The 23,546-nt window shown below is 58.1% G+C and carries 21 protein-coding genes and 2 pseudogenes; 13 read left to right on the forward strand and 10 right to left on the reverse strand.

Going from position 1 to position 23,546, the window contains the following annotated elements:
* The first annotated feature begins 6 nt into the window (after positions 1 to 6).
* From TU80_RS07840 to TU80_RS07860, 5 genes are all read left to right on the forward strand, one after another.
* A complete protein-coding gene (locus TU80_RS07840) occupies positions 7 to 1,665 on the forward strand; it encodes a hydantoinase B/oxoprolinase family protein (RefSeq protein WP_057004193.1) in 1,659 nt (552 codons plus the stop codon).
* A gap of 70 nt (positions 1,666 to 1,735) precedes the next feature.
* Positions 1,736 to 2,626, forward strand: coding sequence for a hypothetical protein (locus tag TU80_RS07845; protein ID WP_017846353.1), 891 nt, complete (start codon positions 1,736 to 1,738; stop codon positions 2,624 to 2,626).
* A gap of 32 nt (positions 2,627 to 2,658) precedes the next feature.
* Positions 2,659 to 3,480: an aspartate/glutamate racemase family protein gene (locus tag TU80_RS07850; protein ID WP_057004194.1), complete on the forward strand. Its 822-nt coding sequence runs from the start codon at positions 2,659 to 2,661 to the stop codon at positions 3,478 to 3,480.
* A 21-nt stretch (positions 3,481 to 3,501) separates the two neighbouring features.
* Positions 3,502 to 4,860, forward strand: a complete 1,359-nt coding sequence (locus tag TU80_RS07855) for an MFS transporter (protein ID WP_057004195.1) — start codon at positions 3,502 to 3,504, stop codon at positions 4,858 to 4,860.
* A 162-nt stretch (positions 4,861 to 5,022) separates the two neighbouring features.
* A complete protein-coding gene (locus TU80_RS07860) occupies positions 5,023 to 6,957 on the forward strand; it encodes an avidin/streptavidin family protein (protein WP_057004196.1) in 1,935 nt (644 codons plus the stop codon).
* On the opposite strand, the gene TU80_RS07865 is transcribed toward TU80_RS07860, so the two are convergent.
* The 8 genes from TU80_RS07865 to TU80_RS07895 all read right to left on the reverse strand — a co-directional run bounded on the left by TU80_RS07865 (position 6,950) and on the right by TU80_RS07895 (position 16,205).
* The gene (locus TU80_RS07865; RefSeq protein WP_057004197.1) at positions 6,950 to 7,933 is read right to left on the reverse strand and encodes a GlxA family transcriptional regulator; all 984 of its coding nucleotides are present in this window, start codon (positions 7,931 to 7,933) and stop codon (positions 6,950 to 6,952) included. The two genes, TU80_RS07860 and TU80_RS07865, sit on opposite strands and share 8 nt — an antisense overlap.
* Before the next feature lie 671 nt (positions 7,934 to 8,604).
* A complete protein-coding gene (locus TU80_RS33025; RefSeq protein WP_169796382.1) occupies positions 8,605 to 8,772 on the reverse strand; it encodes a hypothetical protein in 168 nt (55 codons plus the stop codon).
* Between the two features lie 154 nt (positions 8,773 to 8,926).
* On the reverse strand, positions 8,927 to 10,234 hold the full coding sequence (locus TU80_RS07870) for a hypothetical protein (RefSeq protein ID WP_134939335.1): 1,308 nt from the start codon (positions 10,232 to 10,234) through the stop codon (positions 8,927 to 8,929).
* Positions 10,235 to 10,385: 151 nt separating this feature from the next.
* A complete protein-coding gene (locus TU80_RS07875; RefSeq protein ID WP_057004199.1) occupies positions 10,386 to 12,122 on the reverse strand; it encodes an acetyl/propionyl/methylcrotonyl-CoA carboxylase subunit alpha in 1,737 nt (578 codons plus the stop codon).
* Entirely contained in the window at positions 12,119 to 13,720 is a 1,602-nt protein-coding gene (pxpB, locus tag TU80_RS07880) for a 5-oxoprolinase subunit PxpB (RefSeq protein ID WP_057004219.1), read from the reverse strand. The genes TU80_RS07875 and pxpB overlap by 4 nt, the downstream gene beginning before the upstream one ends.
* Positions 13,720 to 14,493 carry a LamB/YcsF family protein gene (locus TU80_RS07885; RefSeq protein ID WP_057004200.1) on the reverse strand — a complete coding sequence of 258 codons (774 nt, stop codon included), beginning with the start codon at positions 14,491 to 14,493 and terminating at the stop codon, positions 13,720 to 13,722. The genes pxpB and TU80_RS07885 overlap by 1 nt, the downstream gene beginning before the upstream one ends.
* Before the next feature lie 15 nt (positions 14,494 to 14,508).
* Entirely contained in the window at positions 14,509 to 15,465 is a 957-nt protein-coding gene (locus TU80_RS07890) for a DUF979 domain-containing protein (RefSeq protein WP_017846361.1), read from the reverse strand.
* The gene (locus TU80_RS07895) at positions 15,462 to 16,205 is read right to left on the reverse strand and encodes a DUF969 domain-containing protein (RefSeq protein ID WP_017846362.1); all 744 of its coding nucleotides are present in this window, start codon (positions 16,203 to 16,205) and stop codon (positions 15,462 to 15,464) included. The genes TU80_RS07890 and TU80_RS07895 overlap by 4 nt, the downstream gene beginning before the upstream one ends.
* Positions 16,206 to 16,431: 226 nt before the next feature.
* Here TU80_RS07895 and TU80_RS07900 point away from each other — a divergent pair, with 226 nt between their 5' ends.
* From TU80_RS07900 to TU80_RS07905, 3 genes and pseudogenes are all read left to right on the forward strand, one after another.
* Positions 16,432 to 17,109, forward strand: a complete 678-nt coding sequence (locus tag TU80_RS07900; RefSeq protein ID WP_057004201.1) for a GntR family transcriptional regulator — start codon at positions 16,432 to 16,434, stop codon at positions 17,107 to 17,109.
* A 110-nt stretch (positions 17,110 to 17,219) separates the two neighbouring features.
* Positions 17,220 to 17,336: pseudogene (locus TU80_RS32620) on the forward strand (D-glutamate cyclase family protein); the annotation flags it as partial.
* A gap of 19 nt (positions 17,337 to 17,355) precedes the next feature.
* A complete protein-coding gene (locus tag TU80_RS07905) occupies positions 17,356 to 17,895 on the forward strand; it encodes a hypothetical protein (protein ID WP_057004202.1) in 540 nt (179 codons plus the stop codon).
* 274 nt (positions 17,896 to 18,169) lie between these two features.
* Here TU80_RS07905 and TU80_RS07910 read toward each other — a convergent pair whose 3' ends face one another.
* Both TU80_RS07910 and TU80_RS07915 read right to left on the reverse strand, forming a co-directional pair.
* Positions 18,170 to 18,490 carry a hypothetical protein gene (locus TU80_RS07910; protein WP_234427214.1) on the reverse strand — a complete coding sequence of 107 codons (321 nt, stop codon included), beginning with the start codon at positions 18,488 to 18,490 and terminating at the stop codon, positions 18,170 to 18,172.
* Positions 18,456 to 18,911, reverse strand: coding sequence for a hypothetical protein (locus tag TU80_RS07915; protein WP_057004204.1), 456 nt, complete (start codon positions 18,909 to 18,911; stop codon positions 18,456 to 18,458). Before TU80_RS07915 ends, TU80_RS07910 begins: the two co-directional genes overlap by 35 nt.
* A 147-nt stretch (positions 18,912 to 19,058) precedes the next feature.
* Here TU80_RS07915 and TU80_RS07920 point away from each other — a divergent pair, with 147 nt between their 5' ends.
* The 5 genes and pseudogenes from TU80_RS07920 to TU80_RS07950 all read left to right on the forward strand — a co-directional run bounded on the left by TU80_RS07920 (position 19,059) and on the right by TU80_RS07950 (position 23,156).
* Positions 19,059 to 19,631, forward strand: coding sequence for a hypothetical protein (locus tag TU80_RS07920; RefSeq protein ID WP_134939334.1), 573 nt, complete (start codon positions 19,059 to 19,061; stop codon positions 19,629 to 19,631).
* A 334-nt stretch (positions 19,632 to 19,965) separates the two neighbouring features.
* Complete coding sequence (locus TU80_RS07925; protein ID WP_057004206.1) at positions 19,966 to 20,385, forward strand: RDD family protein; 420 nt, start codon at positions 19,966 to 19,968, stop codon at positions 20,383 to 20,385.
* Between the two features lie 63 nt (positions 20,386 to 20,448).
* Positions 20,449 to 21,153 carry an endonuclease NucS domain-containing protein gene (locus TU80_RS07930; protein ID WP_057004207.1) on the forward strand — a complete coding sequence of 235 codons (705 nt, stop codon included), beginning with the start codon at positions 20,449 to 20,451 and terminating at the stop codon, positions 21,151 to 21,153.
* 417 nt (positions 21,154 to 21,570) lie between these two features.
* Positions 21,571 to 22,732: pseudogene (locus TU80_RS07945) on the forward strand (IS3 family transposase).
* Between the two features lie 112 nt (positions 22,733 to 22,844).
* Complete coding sequence (locus TU80_RS07950; RefSeq protein ID WP_057004210.1) at positions 22,845 to 23,156, forward strand: hypothetical protein; 312 nt, start codon at positions 22,845 to 22,847, stop codon at positions 23,154 to 23,156.
* Positions 23,157 to 23,546 lie beyond the last annotated feature (390 nt).

Raw genomic sequence — 23,546 nt, forward strand, 5'->3', positions numbered from 1 at the left:
GCTGCCATGAGTACCCTAGATATCTTTACCCGCGACATCATCCAGAACTCGCTCCAGGCAATTGCCGACGAAATGTTCACCGCCATGCGCAACGCGGCGATGAGCCCGGTGATTTATGAAGTGCTGGACATGGGCACCGGCATTACCGACGCGCACGGCGACATTGCGAGTTCCGGCGCAGGTATTCCGGCCTTTGTCGGTGTGTTGGACAAGGCCGTGAAGAAAATTCTGCAGCACCATCCGTTGCCGCAGGACATCGAGGACGGAGACGTCTTCATCAGCAATGACCCCCACGACGGTGCGGTGACTCACCTCAACGATGTGGTACTGGCCATGCCGGTCTTTGCCGAAGGCCAGTTGGTCGCCTGGACCGCGAATATCGCGCACTGGAACGATGTCGGCGGGCGAGTGCCGGGTTCTTTGTCAACGGAAGCGACGGACATCTTCCAGGAAGGTCTGCGCCTGGCGTCGGTCAAGTTGATCAGCCAAGGCCAGCCAATCCGCTCGGTGTTGCAGATCCTGCGCGCCAATACCCGGATGCCGGATTTCATGGAGGGTGACCTGTGGGCCGGGGTGGCTGCCGTGCGCGGTGGCGCCGCGCGCCTGCGCGAGCTGACGAGCAAGTACGGCAGCGCACTGTTTCTGCTGGCGATGAAAGACTTCATGGACCTGGGCGAAAAGGTGTCCCTCAAGGCTCTGGGCGAACTGCCTGCAGGGCAGTTAAGTCTGGAAGAACTGCAGGATGACGGCAGCCTGTTCAAGGTCCGGATCGACATCCGCGCCAGCGAAATGGTCGTCGATCTGCGCGACAACCCCGATCAATGCCAAGGGCCAACCAATCTTAGTCGCGACGGCACCGTCGTTGCCGCACAGATGGCATTCAAGGCCTTGACCGCCCCCCAAGGCATTACCAATGGCGGCACTTTTCGCCCTCTCAGGGTGTTGACCCGCCCCGGCTCGCTGTTCGATGCACTGCCACCGGCCGCCGAAGGTTTCTATTTCGAGAACCTCATCCGGGTTCACGACCTGATCCTGTGCTGTCTGGCCCAACGTTTTCCTGACCGGTTGCCCGCCGGCAATTTTGCCTCGGTGTGCGCCACGATCATTGGTGGTATTCACCCGGACACGGGCCGCCTGTTCACCCTGGTCGAACCGGAAATCGGCGGCTGGGGCGCCGAACCCGGGCGCGATGGCAACAATGCCGTCTACTCCGGGCTGCATGGCGAAACCTACAACTGCCCCGTCGAAGTCTGTGAAGCCCGCTATGGCTTGTATGTCGAGCGCATGGCCTTGAATGATGAAGCCGGCGGGCATGGGCAATTCCGAGGCGGCCGTGGCGTGTGCATCGATTATCGGATTCGCGCCGATGGCAGCTTCATGACCTGCGGCTACACCCGCTCGGTCGTTCCGCCTTGGGGCCTGGAACAAGGGGCCGAAGGCACGCCCAATTACGTCGAAGTCATCCGCCGGAACGGTCAGCGCGAACGCCACGCGATGGCCAGCGGCATCGCGTTGAGCGCGGGTGATCTGGTCAGGGTACGCACCGGCGCGGGCGGAGGGTATGGCCCCGCCAGCCAACGAGATCCGGACGCGGTGCGCAACGACGTGAAAAACGGCTACCTCGATGCGGCCACCGCTCAGTCGGTATACGGCCTGGTGACGTGACCTTGAGGCGCCTCCCGCGCCCCGCCTGCTGCTCGACCGTCAAGAACAACAACAAAAAGAGAGCACCCTCATGAAACTGCAACACTCATCTCGTTTATGGGTAGCGCCTACGCTTGCCTGGGTTTTGGGGATCACACCCCAGGCACACGCTGAACAGTTCATCGGTTTCGCCCAACCGGGCGTACCCGGACAGTGGGCCCTGGAATCGTTTCCTGTATTCAGCCGCACCACAACGGGCAGCGTGCGCGCGGGCAGCAACACTGTCCTGGCGTACTTTTCGGAAACCGGCTTTACCGGGACGCAGCGCGACCAATTGCAGTTTTGGGTCGGCGCCGACACGGGCTACAGCAATGACAACAGCGCTCGCAACAACGGCTCGTGGGGCGTGGCATCACCGAACCTCGGCCTGGCGTATTACTACAACGTGGTGGAACCCACCAGTGCCTATGGTTCCGATGACTTCACCACCTTCTGGATCAACCCGACGCTCTCCCTGGAGTTTCCCAACGGCAATGATGAAGGCACGGGTTACGGCGCGTTTGCCAACCGCTATGGCGCAAGCTTCAGCGTCGCCAACTACCTGCGCTTGGGCCGTTTCGCCGCCACCTTTACGCCGGCCGGCATTCACTACGCCGCGCGCAATCGGCACGCGACCGATCTCGGCAGCGGCGACCCGACACGCCTGCGCGGCGGTGTCAGTTTCTGGCTGGCCGACATCGCCGCCGGGTATCTGGTCACCGACGATGTATGGCTGGGCGTCCATCATTCTTACCACATCAACAATCGCTCGGCGTCCGACTTCAAGGAATCCCGCGAAGGCAAGATCGGCCCGGCGATGACCTACACCGGTTTCAGCAAACAGGGATTCTACCTGTCGGCCAACCTGAACTTCGACTACTACCACAGCGACAACCTGCCCTATTCCAATAGTTTGACCATGGCTCTGGTGAAGTTCTTCTAGTGCCATTCAACACACTTATCGAGGAATACCGTATGGACAGTTCAACCTTCAACATCGCACCGCAAGACATTGCAGTGACCGTGCGCTGGCTCAACCCGATCGGCTGCCCGACCTTTGACGCGCCCATCGCTGAGCTGTTGCACCGCATCAAACAACCCTCCACTCAGGTGGAGGTAGTGTCGTTCGACATGACGCCCAGCCCAACGCACCTGGAATACCGCGCCTACGAGGCCCTTACGTATGAACGCACCGTGCATATCGCCCGCGATTGCGCCCAGGCGGGTGTAGACGCGCTAGTGCTGGGTTGCTTCTACGATCCGGCACTGGAAGACGCACGGGAAATTTCCGGTGAAACCCTGGTCGTCGCGCCCTGCCAGGCGAGCCTGCAGGTGGCGGAACACCTGGCCAATCGCTTTTCGATCATTGTCGGGCGCAATAAATGGATCGAGCAGATGCGTGCGCGCGTGCAAGGCTATGGCGCCGGCTCCCGGTTGGCTTCGCTGCGTCCGTTGGGCATGGGCGTCGACGAGTTCCAGCGCGATCATGCCGTGACCCGTCGCAAGATCATCGAACAAGCCCACCGCGCAGTCGAAGAGGACGGTGCCGAAGCCGTGATCCTCGGCTGCACCATTGAGTTCGGCTTTTTCGAGGAGGTGCAACGGGAAGTCGGCGTGCCGGTGATAGATCCGGTGGTCGCGGCATTCAAGGTGGCCGAAGCGATGGCGGGTATGAAACGCCGGTTTGGCTGGCGTCCGAGTCGAGTCGGCAGTTGTGAGCCGCCACCGGAAGCTGAAATCGAGCGGTTTGGTTTGTTCCGCGCCCCTGCGCCAATTGGCAACCGTGTCAGCGCCTGACTCGCAAAAAGGATCGCCACCATGCGTGATATTCCCTCAACGCTACATGCCGTTCACCCGGAACCTACGCCGGACTCACACACCCGCAACGTGGGCGACGTCTTCCGAAATTTCCCCCTCACCCGTACTCACCTGCAGTGTTGCCTGGTGCTGTTCTTTGTCTTTGCGATTGAAGCCTGGGAGATGATGATCATTGTCTACACCGCACCACTGATTGCCGCGGAGTTTGGCCTGGACGCCCTTGCCGTGGGCCACCTGATCGGCGCGATGTTCATCGGCATGCTGCTGGGTGCGTTGGCCTGGGGCAAAGTTGCCGAACGCATCGGGCGAAAACGCGCGATTGTCTGGAGCCTGGGCGCTTACGGAGCTGTCTCCCTGGCCAGTGCATTCGCACCCGATTACTCAACCCTGTATGCCTTGCGCTTGCTGTCCGGGGTTGCAGCCGTGGGCATGATGGTGGTGACCTTCGCGCATTATCAGGAACTTCTGCCGGTGCGCCAGCGCGGCTCGTTGACCGTCTATCTCGCTTCTGGCTGGCCTGTTGGCATGCTGCTGGCGTTGGGTGCCACGGTGTGGTTACTGCCGCAAGGCTGGCGCGCGATCATCGTCTTGAGTTCGCTCGGTGGGTTGTGGGCGATCGCCGTGGCACGCTGGGTGCCGGAGTCGCCTTACTGGCTGGCCTCCGCCGGCAGGCAACAGGAGGCCAGAGCGGCGATTGCCGTATTGAGCCAAGGGGCGGTGAGCATACCTGAGGACTGCGAACTGCAGGTTGATCGCACGGTTTCCGGACACCAGCGTGAGCTATTCAGCCGTGCCCTGCTCAAAGTCAGCCTGCTGCAAATCACCGTCAACTTTACCTTCTCGTGGGGTTACTGGGGCTTGCAAACCTGGCTACCCACCTTGCTGCAGCAGCGCGGCCTGAGTTTGCCGCAGAGCTACGGTTTTATTGCGCTGTCGGCGCTGTGCATGATCCCTGGGTATATGGCCGCGTCGTATCTGACGGGGCGTTTTGGACGCAAAAAAGTCATCGTGGCGTTTATCAGCGCATCGGTGCTGGCGGGGTATGGTTTCGCCAACGCCCAGACCCTGGAAATGCTCTACCTGAGCAATTTCGCCTTGGCCTTCTTCAGCCTCGGCGCATGGGGGGTGTGGGGTACATGGATCGGTGAGCTGTATCCCACCGCGTTGCGTACTGTGGGTTATGGCTGGGCGATTTTCGCCCAGCGTGTGGCGAACGTACTGGCGCCGTCGCTGATCGGCGCGCTGATCGCCTACGGCTCGTCGTTCAACCTGACGACCACCATCATCAATGCATTTCTGTTGGTCACGGTCATTCTTGCCGCGTTCATGCCGGAAACCGAAGGCCAGGCGTTACGCTGAAACCACCTGAGTTCAGCGTCGAATCCGACAACCCGAAGGGTTCGCCGCTGGCAGTGGCTGCCACGCAGATCGGGCTGAATATCGCCAGGCGCATTCTAGCGCCCTATTCCGGGCACCGACACCTGTCGGGCGCCTATCAGTCCGAATGGAAACGGAGTTCCCATGAGCAATAAACACTTGGACAACTGCCTGGTTTTTCCCATGCGGCGCGGGCCTTATCAGAACAACGGTGCTTCGCCTTGGTATTGCACGCTTGAACTCGGCACCCCTGGCCAACCGCTGAAGTTCGCAATCGATTCTGGCACCAACATGAACTGGATCACCTCGGCACTTTGTCCCGCTGACCAGTGCGTGCATTTTGCCGGTAGCCGCTTTGACTTCCAGGCTTCGAGCACCTTTGCCTTTACCGACTGCTTGCAGCGGCCTTACAGCTTTGGCCCTTGGGGCACGATGCAAGTGGAGTCCGCCTCAGACGTTTTGACAATGCCCTGCGGTACGCCACTGGAGACTCAACTGCTGCTGGCCGCAGCCTATGACGGCGAACAATTCAAGCAACTCGATTGGGACGGCGGCCTGGGTTTACCTTGCAGCAGTGCTTACGTCGAGGGGCGCAGCGCCTTTTTACTCCAGGCATTAATGCGTGAAGGCCAACTGTCACCCGATCACCCCTTCGTCGCATTTGATTGGGATAACCAGGCCCACACCGGCAGCTGCCAAATGGGCGGCGTGGATCCCACGAAAACCCAAGGCGCGCAGTTATTTCTGCCGTGGTCGGTCTACAGCACATTAGCGGGTGTGGAATACATTTGGTCGGCCGACCTGAAATCCTACTCGGTCGGCTCAGAGCTGATGGCCAGCAACATCAAGTTTGCGCTCGACTCAGGCTCTTCGCAGCTCAAGGGGGACGATGGTTTGATGCGCCGGACCCTGGCTCGTATTGCGCAGGGGGGAGAACCCGACATCGTGCTGGGGTTTGCCGACGGCGAGATCACCTTGGGTGCCGACCTCTATAACTGCCTGATCGAAGAAGGCCCGCAAAAAGGTGAGCGCTTGCCTCAGTTCGCACCATTGGGCCTGGCTGACCTGGTGCTGGTGGGGTCGCTGGTAATGGAGCACTGCTACACGGTGTACGAGTATCAAGTCGTGAAATGCAGTCATGAGGTCTATTCATTGGCCCCCGTAGGCGTCTGGCTGTTCAATCGTGCTGATGGCCCGCAGATCATCACGCGCTCGTCATCAAAACGTTTCACACCGGGAACGCACGCAATCGTCAATGGAAAACTCGCCCTCCCAGGCCCTTCGAATGAAACCGTGTCGGTCGCCGGCACCTGGAAGAACGACTACGGCTCGGTCATGAACCTGGAGGTGTCCGGACAGCGAATCTACGGCACTTATCATTCTTCGACAGGCTCAACCGGCAAGTATCCGGTATGCGGCTTTTCCCTGGGCGCGGGCGCCAGCCGTGAAAAGAACCAACCCATCGCGCTGGCCATCAACTGGCACGCTCTTGGCGCCGACTCCTGCGACCCTAGCTGGAACTGGACTTCCGGGTTGAGTGGGCAATTGAGTATGACGGTTGCGGGCGATGCGCTGACGTTGTCCCATCTGTTGGTCGCGACCAGCGACTTCCCCGAACTTGCCGCCCCGGGAACCTATGTCGACAAGTTGGTTTATCGTCGGATAGAAAAACCGCTGTACGTTGAGCCCCCTTTGCCATCCACGCTGTTACCCGTTGAAAACGCCCTGGCGGGCAATTGGGTCGCTGGCGACGGGACGTCTCTGGTCTTGAGCGTACATAGCCACAGCAAGCAACGCATGGGTATCGTTCGGGGGCAGCTGACGTGTCCGAACAGCGGCGCTGGCGCAGAGGTTAGCGGCTTTACCGACATCAATGCCGTCGCGAGTAAACTCAAGCGCCAATCCGTGAGTCTCACCGCCGCCGAGACTCCGGATGCGACGGTGCGTGCCTTATGTGGTGCCTTGGAGTTGGAGGGAGAGACGCTCGAACTGCTGGTACTGGCAAGCGCTTCAGTCGCGCCTGCAAATGCCTACCTGGCAACACAGATCTCATCGATACGCTTCACTCGCACTACTTGACCAACCTCTTTTCCTTCGACGGCCTGTAGCCGAAATACGAGCTATAACACTTGCTGAAATGACTCGGCGAAACAAACCCGCACGCCACCAGCACCTCCACCTGCGACAACTCAGTGTGTTGCAACAGCCGGCGCGCCTCGGTCACCCGCAGTTCCATGTAATAGCGCTGCGGCGTGGTGCCCAGTTGTTCCTTGAACAGCCGTTCGAGCTGGCGGCGGGAGCGGCCGGCGTAGACGGCGAGCTGGTCGAGCTCCAAGGGTTCTTCGAGGTTGGCGTCCATCAGTTTCACCACCTCGCGTAACGGCGCGCTGACGCAGATGTTTTCCGTCGGTTTGATGCGCCGGTAGCGGGACTCCTCGAAGGCCAGGATATCTTCGATACCTTCGACCAAGGCCTTGTCGTGCAGGCCCTTGATCCAATCCAGCGCCATGTGGAAAGCGCCGGACGGACTCGAGGCGGTCAGGCGGTCGCGGTCGATGACATACGGTTCGCTGGTGACGTGGGCCGCCTTCGACACTTCCGCCAGTGCCGGGCGATGTTCGGGGTGGATGGCGCAGCGGTAGCCCTGCAACAGGCCGGCGCGGCCGAGGAACCAGGCGCCGTTCCACAAGCCGGCCAGGCTGACGCCCTGCTCGGCGGCATTGCGCAGCAGGTGGATGAAGTCGTCGCTGGCCTTGAGTTCGGTGCGAAAGCCGCCGCAGATCACCAACAACTCCAGCGTTTGCAGGGCCGCCACGTCGAGGCGTGCATCCGGGCGGATCACCAGGCCCAGGTCGCTGATGACTTCGCCGTCGCCCCAGCCGAACGTGCGCGATGCGAACAACTCGGGGCGCAACAGGTTGGCGGTGACGAAGGTGTCGAGGGTCTGGGTGAAGGCCGGCAGGGAGAAGTGTTCGAGCAGCAGGAAGCCAACGCGGGTGGCTGACGCCGGCTGGCCGGGTATTTCATTGAGGTAGCGCAGGTTCTTGCCTTTCATGCCACCGCTGAATTGACGTCTTTCCATCGAGGGTCGGCCCTCTCTTATTGTTGAGGCTGTGGGCGCCATCTTAGGGGGAAATGCTGCGGCTGTCTCAGGTGGCGCGCCGTACCCTCAAGACATGGCTCACCTGCTGATCTTGATAAACCCAGCCCTCTCCACCCCCCCAGGCCAAAGCGTTGCGCGCGCATCTGATACGGTTTTTTCTTTACTATCTGCGCCTGTATCGAAATGTCATCGAGGCGGACAATAGGGCCACTCCCGACACCCTTGTCGAGCGCGACAGGAATGTTCCTGCCGCCCCCTTCCCTTCGGAGGCCTTATGACCAAGATGGCAATTTTCCTGTTTGGCTTTTTGGTGCTGACCATTGGCATCGGTCTGCTGGCGACCATCTCGCCCGTTTGACGTCAGCGCAGCCCCGGCGCTTAACGGAAAACAGCCTCGGGTACAGCGACAGCACCAGCAAACTGGCCATCGACACATTGGCTCAAGCCTTTCACAAAGCTTTCACAGGTGAACGCCTAGTGTTGTTTCAGCTCCTAGAGAAACACCTTTTAGCCCGCTCTCCCCATCGCGGGCTTTTCTTTGCCTGTGATTTAAGCCGGGCAAAAAAAAGGCAAGCCACGCCTCATCAAGATGAATAGCGTGGCTTGCCCCAATAAGCCGTTACTTAACGCAGACCGGGACCGCCCGGACCGCCATGGCCACCGCCCTGGCCGTGGCCACCACCACCACCACCACCACCACCACCACCACCACCCGGCGGCATGAATATCCAGCAGCCCGACAGGGACGATAACAACGCGACAATCAGTGCCGCCTTAGTTAGGTTGTTCAACTTCATCACAACACTCTCTAGTCACAAGCTTTAATGCTCGATGGATAAGACCGTTCAAAATGAAGTGCGTCACGCCTATCGTGTAACTTGATGGTATTGAATGTATTGGAAAGGCTACAAATACCTGGTCGCTATAGGCTGATAGCGGTGCGACTCACTGAGGGCGAAGATCGGGAGTCTTGGGCGTTTTGATGTCCCAGACGTTAGCGTCTCGATGAAGCTGTTCCCACGCACGAACTTTTAGACGAGCCCCGTTAAAAACGCGCACATAGTTTTCATATTTTATCTTCGCCGCAGCCTGAGGCGACAATGTCGCAAACACCGGATCCAGGATCTTAGAAACACTCTTATAGTCTTGGGCGGCCATTAATTTTCCGGGGGCAACGGTCATTCCGGCACCTGGAAGAACCTCGAACTTGTTGCGCCCGAAAATAACGGTATCAGAGCCCCAAAGAATCCGGTCCTGATATTTATCTAGAAATGCAGTCCATTCTTCAGTCGATGGCATTGCTGAGCCAGGATGAAGAATCGTTTCCTGTACGATATCCCAAGAAATATCGACCAGCCAATTATTGCAACTATCCAAGACTCGACCAACGATTGCCAAGTGGTCTTTTGTAGGTTTGACGAATCGCCCCAAACCGGTATGAGCCCAAATAGTGACCGTTTTGGGGGCCGTTGAGCACAGCGATTTCAGTTCTGACTCATAATTCCGTTCAGGGTGGAGAGCTTTTACTTCACCGGTGTGTGTAACATCCGAATCATAGACATCGTTGTGAAGCGTCGCCACGAGCCCTATTTCGCCAGCTTCCTGGAGAAGGCTGGAGAGTGATTCTGAAGTCAGGGACATCGTCTCGTCAGCGCTGTGAACGTCCGATGGAATATCGCCTGCGGCAGTGTGGCTGATTGGCTCACCCGCGATTTTCTTGGAGACGACTTCTTTATGAATTGTAAACTCACCGATTCCAACAAATGCCCCGGGGTACGTGAGTATCGCCCGTTTCAGATGCTGAACGGCATAGCGATCCATGGGATTAAATCCCGTGATCATGAGATCTAATCGTTCTTGGTACTCCCGGGGCAGTTCAAGATATTCCTTGGCGTACATGGCATCGGCGAATGCATAGTAATAAAGATCTGACTTCGGCCCAATATAGTAGTTCGGCCCGAACGCATCCCCTCCGGAATTTGCTTGGTACCCCTCAAAACTGTCCCATCGTTGTTGCAGTGGCAGTGGCATCACGACCGAGCGCGTGATACCCGTCGACATGTAGTTGTCTACCAGATTGCGCAGCGTTGTGCCTTGGAAGGCATAGTTGGAAATATGAAAGTGAGAATCCGCGAGTGGCTCAGTAGGTTTGGTGGAATCAGCGCTGCGCTCTGGCGGTGACGAACACCCCGATGCTACTGCCATAAAAGCAACCAAAGCTGTCCGTTTCATTTGAGTTGCAACATCAATCATTTATTCACCCCGTCTAAAAAATCACAACCTTCAACCAAAATTGAAAGCTCGTTATAAGCCGTATCTGTTTTCTTGCCGGTTAACGTCCATTTACAACAGCGAATAATTCAGTCGTCTTGAGCCGAGCCCAGGGCGAACGAGTCGACTCTCATCAACTCACAATTTTTGCGATTGCAATGCCTGCGGCGACGGTCGAGCCCACGGACACCGTTAGGGTGATGCGTCCTGCGCGGTGTGCCGTGACTTGCATTTCCATCTTCATCGCCTCCATGGATGCGAGGGTGTCGCCCACAGCCACGTTGTCGCCGTCGGCGACGTTCCAGGACTGCAGGGTGCCCGAGATCGGGGCTACAACGGCGGCGGCATCCGTCGAAATGGAAGACACATCAGCCCCCTCGCGCTCAGCAGACGGCGCAGTGGAATGTAGCCCGCGCAGCAGTTCAGCCGGCAACCCGAGCGCAATCCTTCGGCCATCGATCTCCACGGCCGTGCGTACCAGCGCGATATCGGCCAGCGGTTCAGGCCGTACAGCGGCCGCCAGCGTGTCGGCAAAATCTGTCTCGATCCAGCGCGTATGCACGCTGAAAGCATCGGCTGATGTGAAATCGGCGTGCGCCATCACCGCCCGGTGAAAAGGAAGCACCGATGGCACCCCTTCGATTCGGAACTCCTTCAGCGCCCGGCGCGCGCGGGCTATAGCCTGGGCACGGGTGGCGCCAGTAATGATCAACTTGGCCATCAGCGAATCGAATGTACCTGGGACGGTAGAACCCGACTGCACGCCGGTATCGACGCGCACGCCGGGCCCCGACGGTGCCTCGAACAGATGCACCAACCCCGGCGCGGGTAGAAAGCCGCGCCCCACATCCTCGGCGTTGATGCGAAACTCGAAAGAATGACCGCGCGGCTTCGGCGTCTCGGTGACCGACAGCCGCAAGCCATCGGCGATGCGCAGTTGCTCGACGACGAGGTCGATGCCCGTTGTCTCTTCGGTCACTGGATGCTCGACCTGCAGGCGCGTGTTGACCTCCAGAAACGAGATTGTTCCGGAGGGACTCAACAGAAACTCGACAGTCCCCGCACCGACGTAGCCTGCCTTCGCGCACACATCGCGCGCCGATTGATGGATGCGCTCACGCTGCTCATCACTGAGGAAGGGCGCGGGGGCTTCTTCCACCAGCTTCTGGTTGCGCCGCTGCAACGAGCAATCGCGCGTGCCGAGCACGACGACATGGCCGTGCGTATCGGCGATCACCTGCGCCTCGACATGACGAGGCCGATCGAGGAACTGTTCAACGAAACACTCGCCACGGCCGAAAGCAGTGACCGCTTCACGCACCGCCGACTCGTACAATTCGGCTACTTCGTCGAGCCGCCATGCGACCTTCATGCCGCGGCCGCCACCGCCAAAGGCCGCCTTGATGGCGATCGGCAGGCCGTTCTTCTCGGCAAAGGCCACGACCTCCTGCGCATCGCGCGCGGGCTCCGACGTGCCAGCCACCAACGGCGCACCGACAGCCAGGGCGATCTTGCGCGCCTGCACCTTGTCACCCAGTGCCTCGATGGCTGCCGGCGAAGGGCCGATCCACTTCAGGCCCGCGCCAATCACGGCCCTGGCAAAAGTTGCGCTTTCCGAAAGGAAACCGTATCCGGGGTGTACCGCGTCGGCGCCACAGCGGTCGGCCACGGCGAGCAGCTTTTCGATGTTCAAGTAGGTGTCGGCCGGGCGCTGGCCGTCAAGGCCGTAGGCCTCATCGGCCATACGAGCGTGCATCGCGTCGATGTCGGCGTCGGCATACACCGCGACGGATTTCACACCATAATCGGCACAGGCGCGCACGATGCGTACAGCGATCTCGCCGCGGTTGGCGATAAGAACTTTCTTCATGGGGTTTCTCGCAGGTCGGAAGAGAGGGCCGCGGTGAACGCGCGTATGGGGTTGAAGCGCACCTGCGCACCGATGGGGATCTGCCCCGCACGGTCGAGATGGTAAGGGGCGACAGCGCCGATCACTGGGTAGCCACCGGTCAGCGGGTGGTCGGCAAGGAAGAGCACGGGCTGGCCGCTTGGCGGCACCTGAATCGCGCCCAACACGGTGCCTTCACTGGGCAGTTCGGCGATCTGTGCGCGCATCAACGGCGTTTCACCGGCCAGACGCAGGCCGACGCGGTTCGATTGCGGCGTCACAGTCCACAATTGGCTCGCCAACAATGCAATGGCCTGCAGTGTGAACCAGTCGGTGCGCGGCCCCATCACGACATCGAGCACCACGGTCTGCGTCGTCGTCGGTAGATCGGCACGAGGCGTTTCGGGCGCGCCGACGATGGAGCCATGCGTGACCACAGGTACCGGCAAAATGTCACCGGCTTTGATGGGCGGCGGACCGACCTGCGCGAGCGTGTCTGTCGATCGACTTCCGAGCACGGGCGCGATCGCGAAGCCACCGCGCACCGCCAGGTAGCTGCGGATGCCGGCACGCGGGTCGCCAAGCGATAGACTGTCGCCATCAGAAAGTGCGATGGCTTCATGGCCTGGCACACGATATCGAGCGCCGTTCGCACGCGTGAGTTCGATCGGCGCATCGGCACCGGTGAAGGCCACCACCGTGTCTGCGCGGCTCGTGATTTGGAAACCACCGTAGACGATCTCGACGCAGGCCATGTCGCTCGCATTGCCGACCAGACGGTTGGCCGCGCGCAGTGCGCCCTTATCCATCGCCCCTGAGGCGGATACGCCCTGCCCGGCCAGACCCTCGCGCCCGAGATCCTGGAACAGCGCCTGCAGGCCGGTGCTACGGACAACAAGCGCCGGACCATTGTGGAGCGGAACCTCGACGGGGCCAGTCGACGGCGCTGGCAAAGCTGAAACCTGCCGCCCTGAAACATCGACGAAACGTACCTTGAAGCCCGGTTGCAGCAGCGCGGGCACGTCACGGCTTAGGTCCCACATCGGCGTGGCAGTCACGCCGATGATCTGCCACCCCCCCGGACTGGCCTGCGGATAGACGCCGCTGAAAGCGCCGGCCAACCCCACGGCGCCCGCGGGGATGCGCGTGCGTGGCGTAGTGCGACGCGGCACGTTGAGGCTTGGGTGGCCGCCGCTCAGATAGGCGAACCCAGGTGCGAAGCCAGTGAAGGCAACGGTGTAGTCGCAGCCGGTATGGCGGCGAATCACCTCTTCGCGCGAGAGATCAAGCATCTGCGCGACCTCGTCAAGGTCCTCTCCTTCGTAGGAGACCGGAATCTCCACGCGAGTGGTCGCACGCTCGATCTGCGCCGTGAGGTCCCGGCGGCTGATGCGCGTGACGAGTTCATCATGCGTCACCGTGTTAGGCCGGAAGTGAACCATGACCGTGCGTGCGGCCGGTACGAGTTCGACGATGCCATCGATGGGCTCGGCCTGTAGTGATGCAAGCAGCGCCAGCGTCTGCGACAAGTCATCTAGCTCGACCAACAGGGCGTCGAGATTAGCGGGCAGAAATCGCATCATGGTACGACTCCCATGTCGACGAAAGGAGCGACCTTGACGCCCGAACGCTCAAGCAGCGCACGCACTTGCCGCGCCATCTCCACCGCGCCGGGGCTGTCACCATGCACGCAGACCGAATCGGCCTTAAGGCGCACGATGCTGCCGTCAATGGCCGTGACCACACCCTCGGTCGCCAGGCGAAGCATGCGCTCGGCAACATCCTGCGCATCGTGCAGCACGGAGCCCTTCTCGCGACGGGAGACCAGCGAACCGTCCGGCATGTAGGCGCGATCGGCAAAGGCTTCGGCCACAGTGCTCAGCCCGCTTGCCTGCGCCCAGCCGAGTAGCGGCGAGCCGGCCAAACCGACCAGCACCAGTGACGGGTCGATTGCGCGGATGGCGGCAATCACGTCGTGTGCCTGGCGCTTATCGTGCGCGATGGTGTTGTAGAGCGCTCCGTGTGGTTTGACGTATCGTACCGACGTGCCGGCCACCGCAGCCAACCCCTTCAGCGCGCCGATCTGGTAGATCACGTCAGCCTGCAGGTCGGCGCTTGCCACGTCCATTTGGCGGCGGCCGAAACCGACGAGGTCGGGATAGGCGACGTGCGCGCCTACTGCCACGCCGCGCTCCGCCGCTTGACGTAGCGTCCGCAGGATGCCGGCAGCGTCGCCAGCGTGGAAACCGCAGGCCACGTTGGCACTGCTCACGATGCTGAGCATCGCGTGGTCGTCACCCATGCGCCAGGCGCCCAGGCTTTCACCCAAGTCACTATTGAGGTCTATCTTCATGTTGTTTTCTTTTCTTTAGCGAAACATCAGGAAATACAGGATGAAAACATTGCAAGTCAGCAAGGCCAGCGCCGTGGGCACCTGCGCGCGGATCACCGCGTTTTTGTCGGGCAGTTCGAGTAGGGCCGCCGGTACGATATTAAAGTTGGCTGCCATCGGCGTAAGCAAGGTGCCGCAATAACCCGAGAGCATGCCGATGGCTGCCATAAGGGCCGGGTTACCGTCGTACATGCCGACCAGGACTGGCACCCCGACGCCCCCTGTCATCACGGGGAAGGCGGCGAAACCGTTGCCCATGATGATGGTGAAAAGCGCCATGCCAACCACGTACACCATCACCGCGAAGAAACGTACATCCATGTTGATGTAGCTGGTGGTGATATGCGCCACGGCCTTGCCCACACCGGCGTCGGAGAATACGAGGCCCAGCATGCCGAGCATCTGCGGCAGTACCAGCGCCCAACCGAGCGCATCGGTCAGCCGACGCGATTCGCGGATGCCTTGCATCGGCGTTTCGTTCGTCATCTTGCAGACCAGCGCAAGCGCGACCATACAGCCCAGCCCTAGGCTTACCATCGTGGTGTTCTTCGGGTCGAGCAGCGGTATGCCGCCAACCACGAGGTACTTCGCCGACAGCGTGCCGATCATGGTCACGACCGGGATCGCCAGGGCGGGGATGAAAAGCTTGTTGCCCAGCAGATTGGCGCTGGCCGAGTACTCCGCCGCCGAGCGGGCCACGTGACGGCCAATGCCGACACCGCCGAAGGCTGCAATCAGCGCCATCACCACAACACCGACGCCGACCCAGACCGGCGGCAACTGGTCGCCGAGCAAGAAGACGAGCGAATAAAGGCCCCAGAAAAAGGCACTGGAATAGCGCTTTGAGTGCTGGCGATCCATGAGCGTCATCACCGCGGTGATGGCGAGGATGGCACCGACGAGGTAGTACAGGTGCGTGATCGTGAGCGTCATGGTCGGGACTCCTTGCCTTCGACTGTGACGGTTGCCGCCGCGGCCGCGGCGCCGCCGGCCATCTCGCGCATCAACCAAGTGTCAAGCCGGCGCAGGCGCCAAGCATGGATGGTGAATGCGCAAACAGCTGTCGGAATCCCCCAGAGCGCGACGCGGATCGGCTCGACTTCGATGCCCGCCTCACGCAAGAACGTGGTCATCAACACGATCGCGCCGAAAGCCACGAAGATATCTTCGCCGAAGAACAGGCCGACGTTATCGGTCGCTGCGGCATACGCTCGCAGCTTGTGGCGAACCTTCTCCGGCAGTGCCCCAAAACGGGCTTCGGCAGCACCTTCTGCCATTGGCGCGAGCAGCGGTCGCACCATTTGTGGATGGCCGCCCAGGCTGGTAAGACCGATGGCTGCGGTCATCTGGCGTGCGCCAAGGTAGACAATCAGCAAGCGGCCCGCAGTCGCGGACTTGATGCTGCTGATCCATCGCTGGGCGTGCTGGCGCAAACCATAACGCTCGAGCAAGCCAATCACCGCCAGCGGTAGCAGGATGATCAACGGCAGGTTACGTGTCTTGATGAAGCCTGTGCCGATGGCGGCAAGAATCCTATCGACCGGAAAGTGCGCCGCGAAGGCGGTGACGACGGCCGTGACAATCACGACCAACATGGGATTAAAGCGCAGGACGAAGCCCACGATGATGACGACGACCCCCAGCAAGGGCCACAAGTTGATGTCAGTGGGCACCGGCGTTTCTCCAAGTTGTTTGAGTTATTTTCTTAGATCACTCAACTATCTTCATCCGATTGAATGATCATTTCAACAGAATTGTTCAACAATCCAACACGGATAATAAAAAGCAATATGCATGCCAAAATATGAATTCGTTTCAGCCCTACAGGAAAAAGCGACACTGCGAGTAGGGCAAAACCTGCTAGAATCCAATCGCCCCTGCCACTCAGAAGTCCGCTCGATGCCCCTTCCCGCCTCCCCTTCATTCGTAGCCCAGACGCTAAACGAGCGGATCGCCGAACAGTTGCGTCAGCAAGTCACCCAAGGCGAATTCACACCTGGGCAACGGCTGTCCGAGCAGGTGCTCAGCGAAAACCTCGGCATCTCGCGAAACACCCTGCGCGAAGTATTCCGGACGCTGGCCAAAGACGGCCTGTTACGACACGAGCCCAACCGTGGGGTATTCGTGGTGGTTCCCAGCATCGCGGCCGTCATCGACATCTACCGCGTGCGACGCCTCATCGAATGCCAGGCGTTGGCAGAGGCTTACCCGCGCCACCCGGCGAAGAAGAACATGCGCGCAGCGGCAGAACAGGCCCAGCGAGCGCGGGACGCGGGGGACTGGCTGGCAGTGGGCACAGCTAACATGGACTTCCATACGGCCGTCGTTGAACTTGCGGACAGTGAACGCTTGAACGCCATGTTCCGGCGCATACTTGCAGAGCTACGGCTGACTTTTGGGCTGTTGCAGGACGCCGAGTTCTTGCATGAGCCCTACGTCGATATGAACTTTCAGATTCTTGAACTCGTTGAACGCAACGAGATGGCCAAAGCTCGCGACGCAATGCTTGAATACCTCATTCATTCCGAACGCATTGTTTTGGCCGTCTATGCGAGGCGCCCTTCCCAGGAAGGGTGAAAGCTCCGACGTCCACGCAACATCTGCCCTACACAGCCGGTCGACTGGTCGATACAGTTAACCAAGCGGGGCTCCTTCAGAAATTTTTGCCGCCCTAGCGCATGAGCGAAGAACTGCCAGACATAGAGCCCCTGTGGCAGGATGACCTGGTTGCCTTCACCATCGGCTGCTCGTTTTCCTTCGAACAAGCGCTCCTGGATGCCGGCACTGCCCTCAACAACAACGAATGGATGCAATGGACAAACAATGAACACAGCTCAACGGTCGATTCAGCAGTACATAAACGCCAAGGACAGTAACCGCCCGCATCTGCTGCGCCAGGCTTTTATGCCGGATGCACAACTGGAGATGGTGGTACACACGGGGTCTATCTCGTTTCCACCCCACGTTGAAGGCCTCGAGTCCATCGGCGACGTACTGGTCAGACGCTTCGGCCAGACATTCGAAAACGTCTATACCTTTTGTCTGGGACACCCACCGGAGCCGGATAGCAAAACGTTCCAATGCCAATGGCTGGTCGCTATGTCCGACAAAAACTCCGGCGAGGTCCGAGTCGGTTGTGGTCAATATGGATGGCAGTTCAATCCCGAGTCGGGACTTGTCGAGCGGCTCACTATCACCATCGAGCATATGAAAACCCTGCCACCTACCGATCTTCACACCATCATGGAGTGGGTATCCCACCTGGACTATCCATGGTGCCAACCAGAAGCATTAGCGAGCAACGCTCCAGACATAGGCACCCTTGAAGAGGTGATCCAGTATGTAATCCGGTCAGAACAGTGAAGTTGCGGAACACATCTGAAGCGTTGCGGAAGGGATCGTAAATCGCAGGTATAAAAAACCCCGTAGACGGTAATCTACGGGGTTTTTAAGAGTGGAGGCCGGGGTTGGAATCGAACTGGCGTAGGTGGAGTTGCAATCCCTAATTATTTTCTTATTAAACAATAAATTGGACAACATTACATTCCGGACATTCTTGCCTGCTAAGACGCTGCAACTCAAGCGGGTGAATCGCCCCGGGTTTCGTAGACACCTCTCTGCCTTAAACTGAGGCCAATCAGTCGTCGTCAGACGCAAGTCTCAATAGGTTGGAAAACCGAAAAATCGCCACGTTTATTTCATCTTGAGTGTCGCCATCCCAGTCTTCAACTGATACCAACTCTGCTTTGAGCGACTCTATTCGTTTTTGGATATCCGCTACTTCCTCACGCCCGCATTTCTTCGCAACCTCCATCCATTTTGCGTCAGGGATTCTTTCCTGTAGGGAGAGCCCTTCGCTTGCCTCCGCTATCAGTGCCGATAGTTTGCTCATCGGGTATTTTCCCTCGGCTTTTTCGTGCCTGTTAAGAACGTTCGGGCTTTGCAGCAACGTACCCATTGACCTCGTTATGGCAATCAACCGTCAGATCATTCAGAAAAGGGCTTATCTCCAGATGCCCCATCAGCCCAAGCAGATCTGTAGCTGAATCACGGACGGGCCGCCAATCTTGATGATCGAATATCAACCGGTCACCACAACGAAAAGCCTCTTCAGACAGGCCATTACATAGTTGCCAGAGGTTTTGGAGGCCGCGCTCTACTTCGCTTGGCATGGCATTACCACAGGCCACCAAGGTCTCGTTCAACGGCAACATTGTCATGGACCAGGCTTCGCATGCAGGGCAGTCAGGAATAGCTTCTCGCTGCTCATCTGCACTCATCGCCAAGAATTCCAGAGCAGGAAATACTTCACAAACGGCGAGTACCCGCTTGAACTCCCTCTGCCCATACCATTCCCAGAGTGTCGTTGCGAATCCCATCTTGAAGTTCCTAAACCGCTACCGCCGCTATCAAAATCCGCATGTCGTTCCCTCTGTGTTTAGGGCGGAAATCTAGCATCTCTGATCTCTAGCTCAAACCCACATTTGGCCGATCCTCAGATTCATTAATCAATCCGGTGGCGGATCATGACCAATTTTGCGTCTTGTCATAAAGATTCGGAGCACGGCGCCGAAAAGAAAAAGAGGTGTTCCATAAAAAGGAAATTCAGCATGCTTTCTCGTATCAGAAACACCCTTTCTTTACTCACCATCCTGGGGGCTACATCTGCTGCGGCCCAGCAAGCGGTCACTGAGCAGTTCCCGCATATACCAGCTATGAGCCATCAAGAAATGACCTACGGCGGGAAAACCATTTACGAAGCGGACGTAGATCAGAATGATCCAAACCTCAAGCCGTTTTTTCTCCAAGTGAGGGTCGATTCCTATTCTGGTAACTGCGCCAGCATCGTAGGGCATGTAGCAGCTGCCGCCTCAAATAATCAAGGCGCGAAGGGAACTGCATCATCTGAATACATCGGTTGCGTAGTTACAGAACTCTCCCCTGACGGCCAAGCGAAAGCGGACATCGTTTATGACTTCCAGGACGAGAAACGTAACGTACACAAGTCCGGCCACGTCAAAGCCAATTTGCAGGTAGGAAAAGAATACAAAACCGAAAGCAATGGCTCGCAAGTCACTCTTCTTATGCGTACCTACTGACGTACGAAAGCGGCCGAGTTTAGCAAGGCCAATAGCGTACTGGGATCACTGCAAGTGAATCCATAGCCACCTCAACCGGGACGCTTCGGAGCAGACAAGCATGCGTTGATCAGACCTGGCCAGGCATCCAGTGTGGATGGAATGCCAGTAGCCGACTGATCGCGGTGCGTAGTAGCGTTGCGCCTCTACGACGAAAAAACTGGCGAACACTCAATAACTGCGGACGAAAACGGAAACATCGTAAAAGTTACGAGCGAAAATGATCCCCCAAGCCCGGTTCGCCGGGCTTTGACTTGCATCAGACAGGCCGCTGTATCCGCGCAGGGAGCAACCAATGGAAGTATCTAGGACATCTTTACTGATTCGGCGTATCGGCGCCTACGTCATCGACTATGGTGCGATTATCCTGATTAGCCTCTGGCTTTACAGTCAGGAGGGTCTTCCGTTTGCAGGCTTTGAGCTGATCTTTGTGTATCTGTTTCTCTACCCTCTTTGTGAATGGCTTTTCAAAGGACGGACTCCGGGCAAGTACGTATTTGGATTGGTCGTCATCAACGGCGCAGGTGGCACGCCAAGCTTTATTCAGACCTTCATTCGAGGGTTAACCAGGCATATAGAAGCGCCCTTGGGGATTATCACGATATTCATCTACTCCCAGTCCGCACGATGCCAGCGGGTCGGCGACATGCTGTCGAGAACCTATGTAATCCCCTCAAAGGACTTAGTTGAGCTTCGCGAAACGATACAAAGCTGAACCTCGATCATAGCCCGGCCCACCGGGCTTTTTCACACTCCAAGGTAAACTTAGGATCTCAGCATGACGACTATGGCAGAAGCCCTTCGCAGCTTCGTTGAGCAAGCAACCGGCGGCGTAACAAGGAAGCAAATCAAAGACCACATCGAAGGCAAATTTCCAGGCGAATGGGCACCAGGCACCCTGACCGCACATCTCTATGCATGCGCTGTAAACAATCCTAAGGCCTACATCCATCACAAATGGGCAGATCGTTTTCTCTACCGATCTGAAGACGGGCGTTTTCACCGATACAGCCCACAAGTGCATGGAGTGAATACATGGGCGCCTTCTGTTGAGAGTCAGTCGAATGAATTTGAAACTAGCGATGATGCCAGTATCGAGGAGCTTGTAGAAACCTCCATTACCCTGGAGCGGGACGTCGAAACCCATTTGGTTCGCAACCTCGATAGCATCGAGAAGGGCCTGCGCTTCGTCGATCGCCAGGTCAATATCGAAGTTGGCCGAGTCGACATACTCGCAGAGGACGCGGCAGGTCGCCGTGTTGTTATTGAACTGAAGGTCGGACAGGCGAAGGATTCTGCAGTTGGCCAGATTGCCCGTTACCTCGGCTGGTACGCCCGACAAGATGGTAAGAGACCTCGCGGAATGTTGATCGCAAGCGAGTGTCCCGAGGCGGTCCGGTACGCCACCGAGGCCATACCAGATCTCATGCTAGTCCAGTACAAAGTGCTGTTCGCCTTTAACTCTGTTTCGATTGATGAGTAGGGACGCGCTTCCTGCACAGCCCGGCCCGCCGGGCTTTTCACTCTCTGCAAGGAACGTTGATTGCCCATGCTAACGAACTCACAACGTGGCGACGTTCTAAACTTCGCAGTAAATAATTCACTCATTTCACACGCCGGAATTTTCGAGTTGTGGCAGTGGCTATTCGTCGTCGTAGAAGGCACCGAGTTGAATGCCTACAGACTAGGTGAATATCTGATGCCGCCCTGGACTCGCCCGGTTCATAAGCTTTTCAACTCGCGGATAGAAATTGCAGACTGGATCGCTCAGGACCCATGCCCGCTGCTTCGAGGCGTAAACCGATACTTGGACTTGCTTGGGTACTAACGTCAGCCTGTAGTGGTCTAATGAAACCGGACACCCATTTAGGCGAGAATGCTCGCCAGAACGAGGTGTCAGATGACCAAACAACGCCGTACCTTTTCCCCTGAATTCAAACGCGAGGCTGCCGACCTCGTTCTCAAGCTGGATTACAGCTTCATTGAGGCCAGCCGCTCGCTTGGTGTCGGGGAGTCGGCTTTGCGCCGATGGGTCGACCAGGTGCAACAAGAACGCACGGGCGTCACCCCGCAGAGCAAAGCGCTGACCCCGGAACAGCAGAAAATCCAAGAGTTGGAAGCCCGGATTGCTCGCCTTGAGCGGGAAAAATCGATCTTAAAAAAGGCTACCGCGCTCTTGATGTCGGAAGATCTCGAGCGTTCGCGCTGATTGACCAGTTGAGCATCCACGAGCCGGTTGATTGGCTGTGCAAGGTGTTTGAAGTGCCCCGCTCGTGCTACTACGCTCGGCGTCTCAGGCGCCGCACACCGGATGTAGAGCGCCTTCGATTGCGCAGTCGGGTGAACGAGTTGTTCACCCAAGGCCGCAGTGCTCCCGGTAGCCGTAGCATCATGGCCATGATGCAGGACGACGGCGAGCAGATCGGGCGATTCAAAGTGCGCAGCCTGATGCGCGAGCTGGAGTTGGTCAGCAAACAACCGGGATCGCATGCTTACAAAAAGGCGACGGTCAAGCGGCCCGACATTCCTAATATTTTGAACCGGGAGTTTGATGTGCCCACTCCTGACCACGTCTGGTGTGGCGATATCACTTACATCCGGGCTCAAGGGAAATGGCAGTATCTGGCGGTTGTCCTAGATCTTTTTGCCCGCCGTGTTGTGGGCTGGGCGTTGTCGGGAAAGCCGGATGCGGACTTGGTCATCAAGGCCTTGGACATGGCTTACGAGCAGCGAGGGAAGCCTCAAGGTCTGCTGTTCCACTCCGACCAAGGCTCGCAATATGGAAGTCGGCGTTTTCGCCAGCGCCTTTGGCGATATCGCATGCGTCAGAGCATGAGCCGGCGAGGAAATTGTTGGGATACGCGCCGATGGAGCGGGTGTTCAGGAGCCTGAAAACCGAGTGGATACCGACCATGGGCTACACGACGGCCCAACAAGCTCAGCGGGATATCAGCCATTTTTTGATGCACCGGTACAACTGGATTCGACCGCACCAATTTAATGGTGGGCTGCCACCGGCTCAGGCCGAGAAAAAACTTAACGTCGTGTCCGGGATTAGTTGACCACTACATACTGACTCCTGTCCGGGCATCCAGCGTGGATGGAATGCCAGTACCTTGCTTTGTCAGCGCCGTAGTAGCTTTGGGCCTTAAAATTAGCCAGTAGGGAAGGCCAATGACCACTAACAGACAAAAATCGAAGCTAATTCGCGATGCCGTGGATAACGCTGGCACCTCTCTTGATGAGCATTGCAAAGCCAGGGAAGTGATAGTCGGCAACCTGATTCAAACAAAAATCCCGATAGTCAAAATATGTGACAAACATATAAGGGTCGACGAGAACGACCCGGCGCCCTATGAACTTAGCAAAGAAGCCAAGGAAATTTTCAAAGGCATAGCTGATGCGATTGAAAGTTCGAAACAGGCCGACTTAAGCGACACCGCCGACGACCTTGCTCTCTGGCACGACATCAGCCTCCTGCCATAGCGCAGGCTAAAGGATTTACCAGTCTTTTGCCTGCAAGCCCAAGGACTGGGGTTGCGCCAATTTCGGCGCGTTTATGACCCGGAGGTCAGTGTGAGTAGTTGCGCTTGCCGCTTTACCTTCTTGCTTAGACCTAGCGCACGAGCTCGTCGAATTTTTTAACGACGGTTGAATCGCAGTCCTTACCGGCGATAGTGAATACCTCACTGCCTGACTGGTTATCTATTAGAGATATATCAAAAATCGAGTATCCCCCAAGGTCCCAGATGGACTTGCCCCTATCAAACCGGACACCAACTCCCCGTTAAATTGATGCTGCTGCCAAGCGCCTAAACTCTCTTGGTGACCGATATTTCAGCGCGCTGTGCGGATGCTGCTCGTTGTAATGCTCGA

The sequence above is a fragment of the Pseudomonas veronii genome, assembly GCF_001439695.1.
GTDB lineage: Bacteria > Pseudomonadota > Gammaproteobacteria > Pseudomonadales > Pseudomonadaceae > Aquipseudomonas > Aquipseudomonas veronii.

Excerpts from the sequence above, each read along its gene's own strand:
- TU80_RS07925 (WP_057004206.1), top strand. The coding sequence starts at position 19,966 with ATGGAAGTATCTAGGACATCTTTACTGATTCGGCGTATCGGCGCCTAC.
- TU80_RS07840 (WP_057004193.1), top strand. The coding sequence starts at position 7 with ATGAGTACCCTAGATATCTTTACCCGCGACATCATCCAGAACTCGCTC.
- TU80_RS07920 (WP_134939334.1), top strand. The coding sequence starts at position 19,059 with ATGACCAATTTTGCGTCTTGTCATAAAGATTCGGAGCACGGCGCCGAA.
- TU80_RS07905 (WP_057004202.1), top strand. The coding sequence starts at position 17,356 with ATGAACACAGCTCAACGGTCGATTCAGCAGTACATAAACGCCAAGGAC.
- TU80_RS07855 (WP_057004195.1), top strand. The coding sequence starts at position 3,502 with ATGCGTGATATTCCCTCAACGCTACATGCCGTTCACCCGGAACCTACG.
- pxpB (WP_057004219.1), bottom strand. The coding sequence starts at position 13,720 with ATGCGATTTCTGCCCGCTAATCTCGACGCCCTGTTGGTCGAGCTAGAT.
- TU80_RS07900 (WP_057004201.1), top strand. The coding sequence starts at position 16,432 with ATGCCCCTTCCCGCCTCCCCTTCATTCGTAGCCCAGACGCTAAACGAG.
- TU80_RS07860 (WP_057004196.1), top strand. The coding sequence starts at position 5,023 with ATGAGCAATAAACACTTGGACAACTGCCTGGTTTTTCCCATGCGGCGC.
- TU80_RS07915 (WP_057004204.1), bottom strand. The coding sequence starts at position 18,911 with ATGGGATTCGCAACGACACTCTGGGAATGGTATGGGCAGAGGGAGTTC.
- TU80_RS07865 (WP_057004197.1), bottom strand. The coding sequence starts at position 7,933 with ATGAAAGGCAAGAACCTGCGCTACCTCAATGAAATACCCGGCCAGCCG.
- TU80_RS07890 (WP_017846361.1), bottom strand. The coding sequence starts at position 15,465 with ATGACGCTCACGATCACGCACCTGTACTACCTCGTCGGTGCCATCCTC.
- TU80_RS07910 (WP_234427214.1), bottom strand. The coding sequence starts at position 18,490 with ATGGGTACGTTGCTGCAAAGCCCGAACGTTCTTAACAGGCACGAAAAA.
- TU80_RS07845 (WP_017846353.1), top strand. The coding sequence starts at position 1,736 with ATGAAACTGCAACACTCATCTCGTTTATGGGTAGCGCCTACGCTTGCC.
- TU80_RS07930 (WP_057004207.1), top strand. The coding sequence starts at position 20,449 with ATGACGACTATGGCAGAAGCCCTTCGCAGCTTCGTTGAGCAAGCAACC.
- TU80_RS07875 (WP_057004199.1), bottom strand. The coding sequence starts at position 12,122 with ATGAAGAAAGTTCTTATCGCCAACCGCGGCGAGATCGCTGTACGCATC.
- TU80_RS07850 (WP_057004194.1), top strand. The coding sequence starts at position 2,659 with ATGGACAGTTCAACCTTCAACATCGCACCGCAAGACATTGCAGTGACC.
- TU80_RS07950 (WP_057004210.1), top strand. The coding sequence starts at position 22,845 with ATGACCACTAACAGACAAAAATCGAAGCTAATTCGCGATGCCGTGGAT.
- TU80_RS07885 (WP_057004200.1), bottom strand. The coding sequence starts at position 14,493 with ATGAAGATAGACCTCAATAGTGACTTGGGTGAAAGCCTGGGCGCCTGG.
- TU80_RS07870 (WP_134939335.1), bottom strand. The coding sequence starts at position 10,234 with ATGATTGATGTTGCAACTCAAATGAAACGGACAGCTTTGGTTGCTTTT.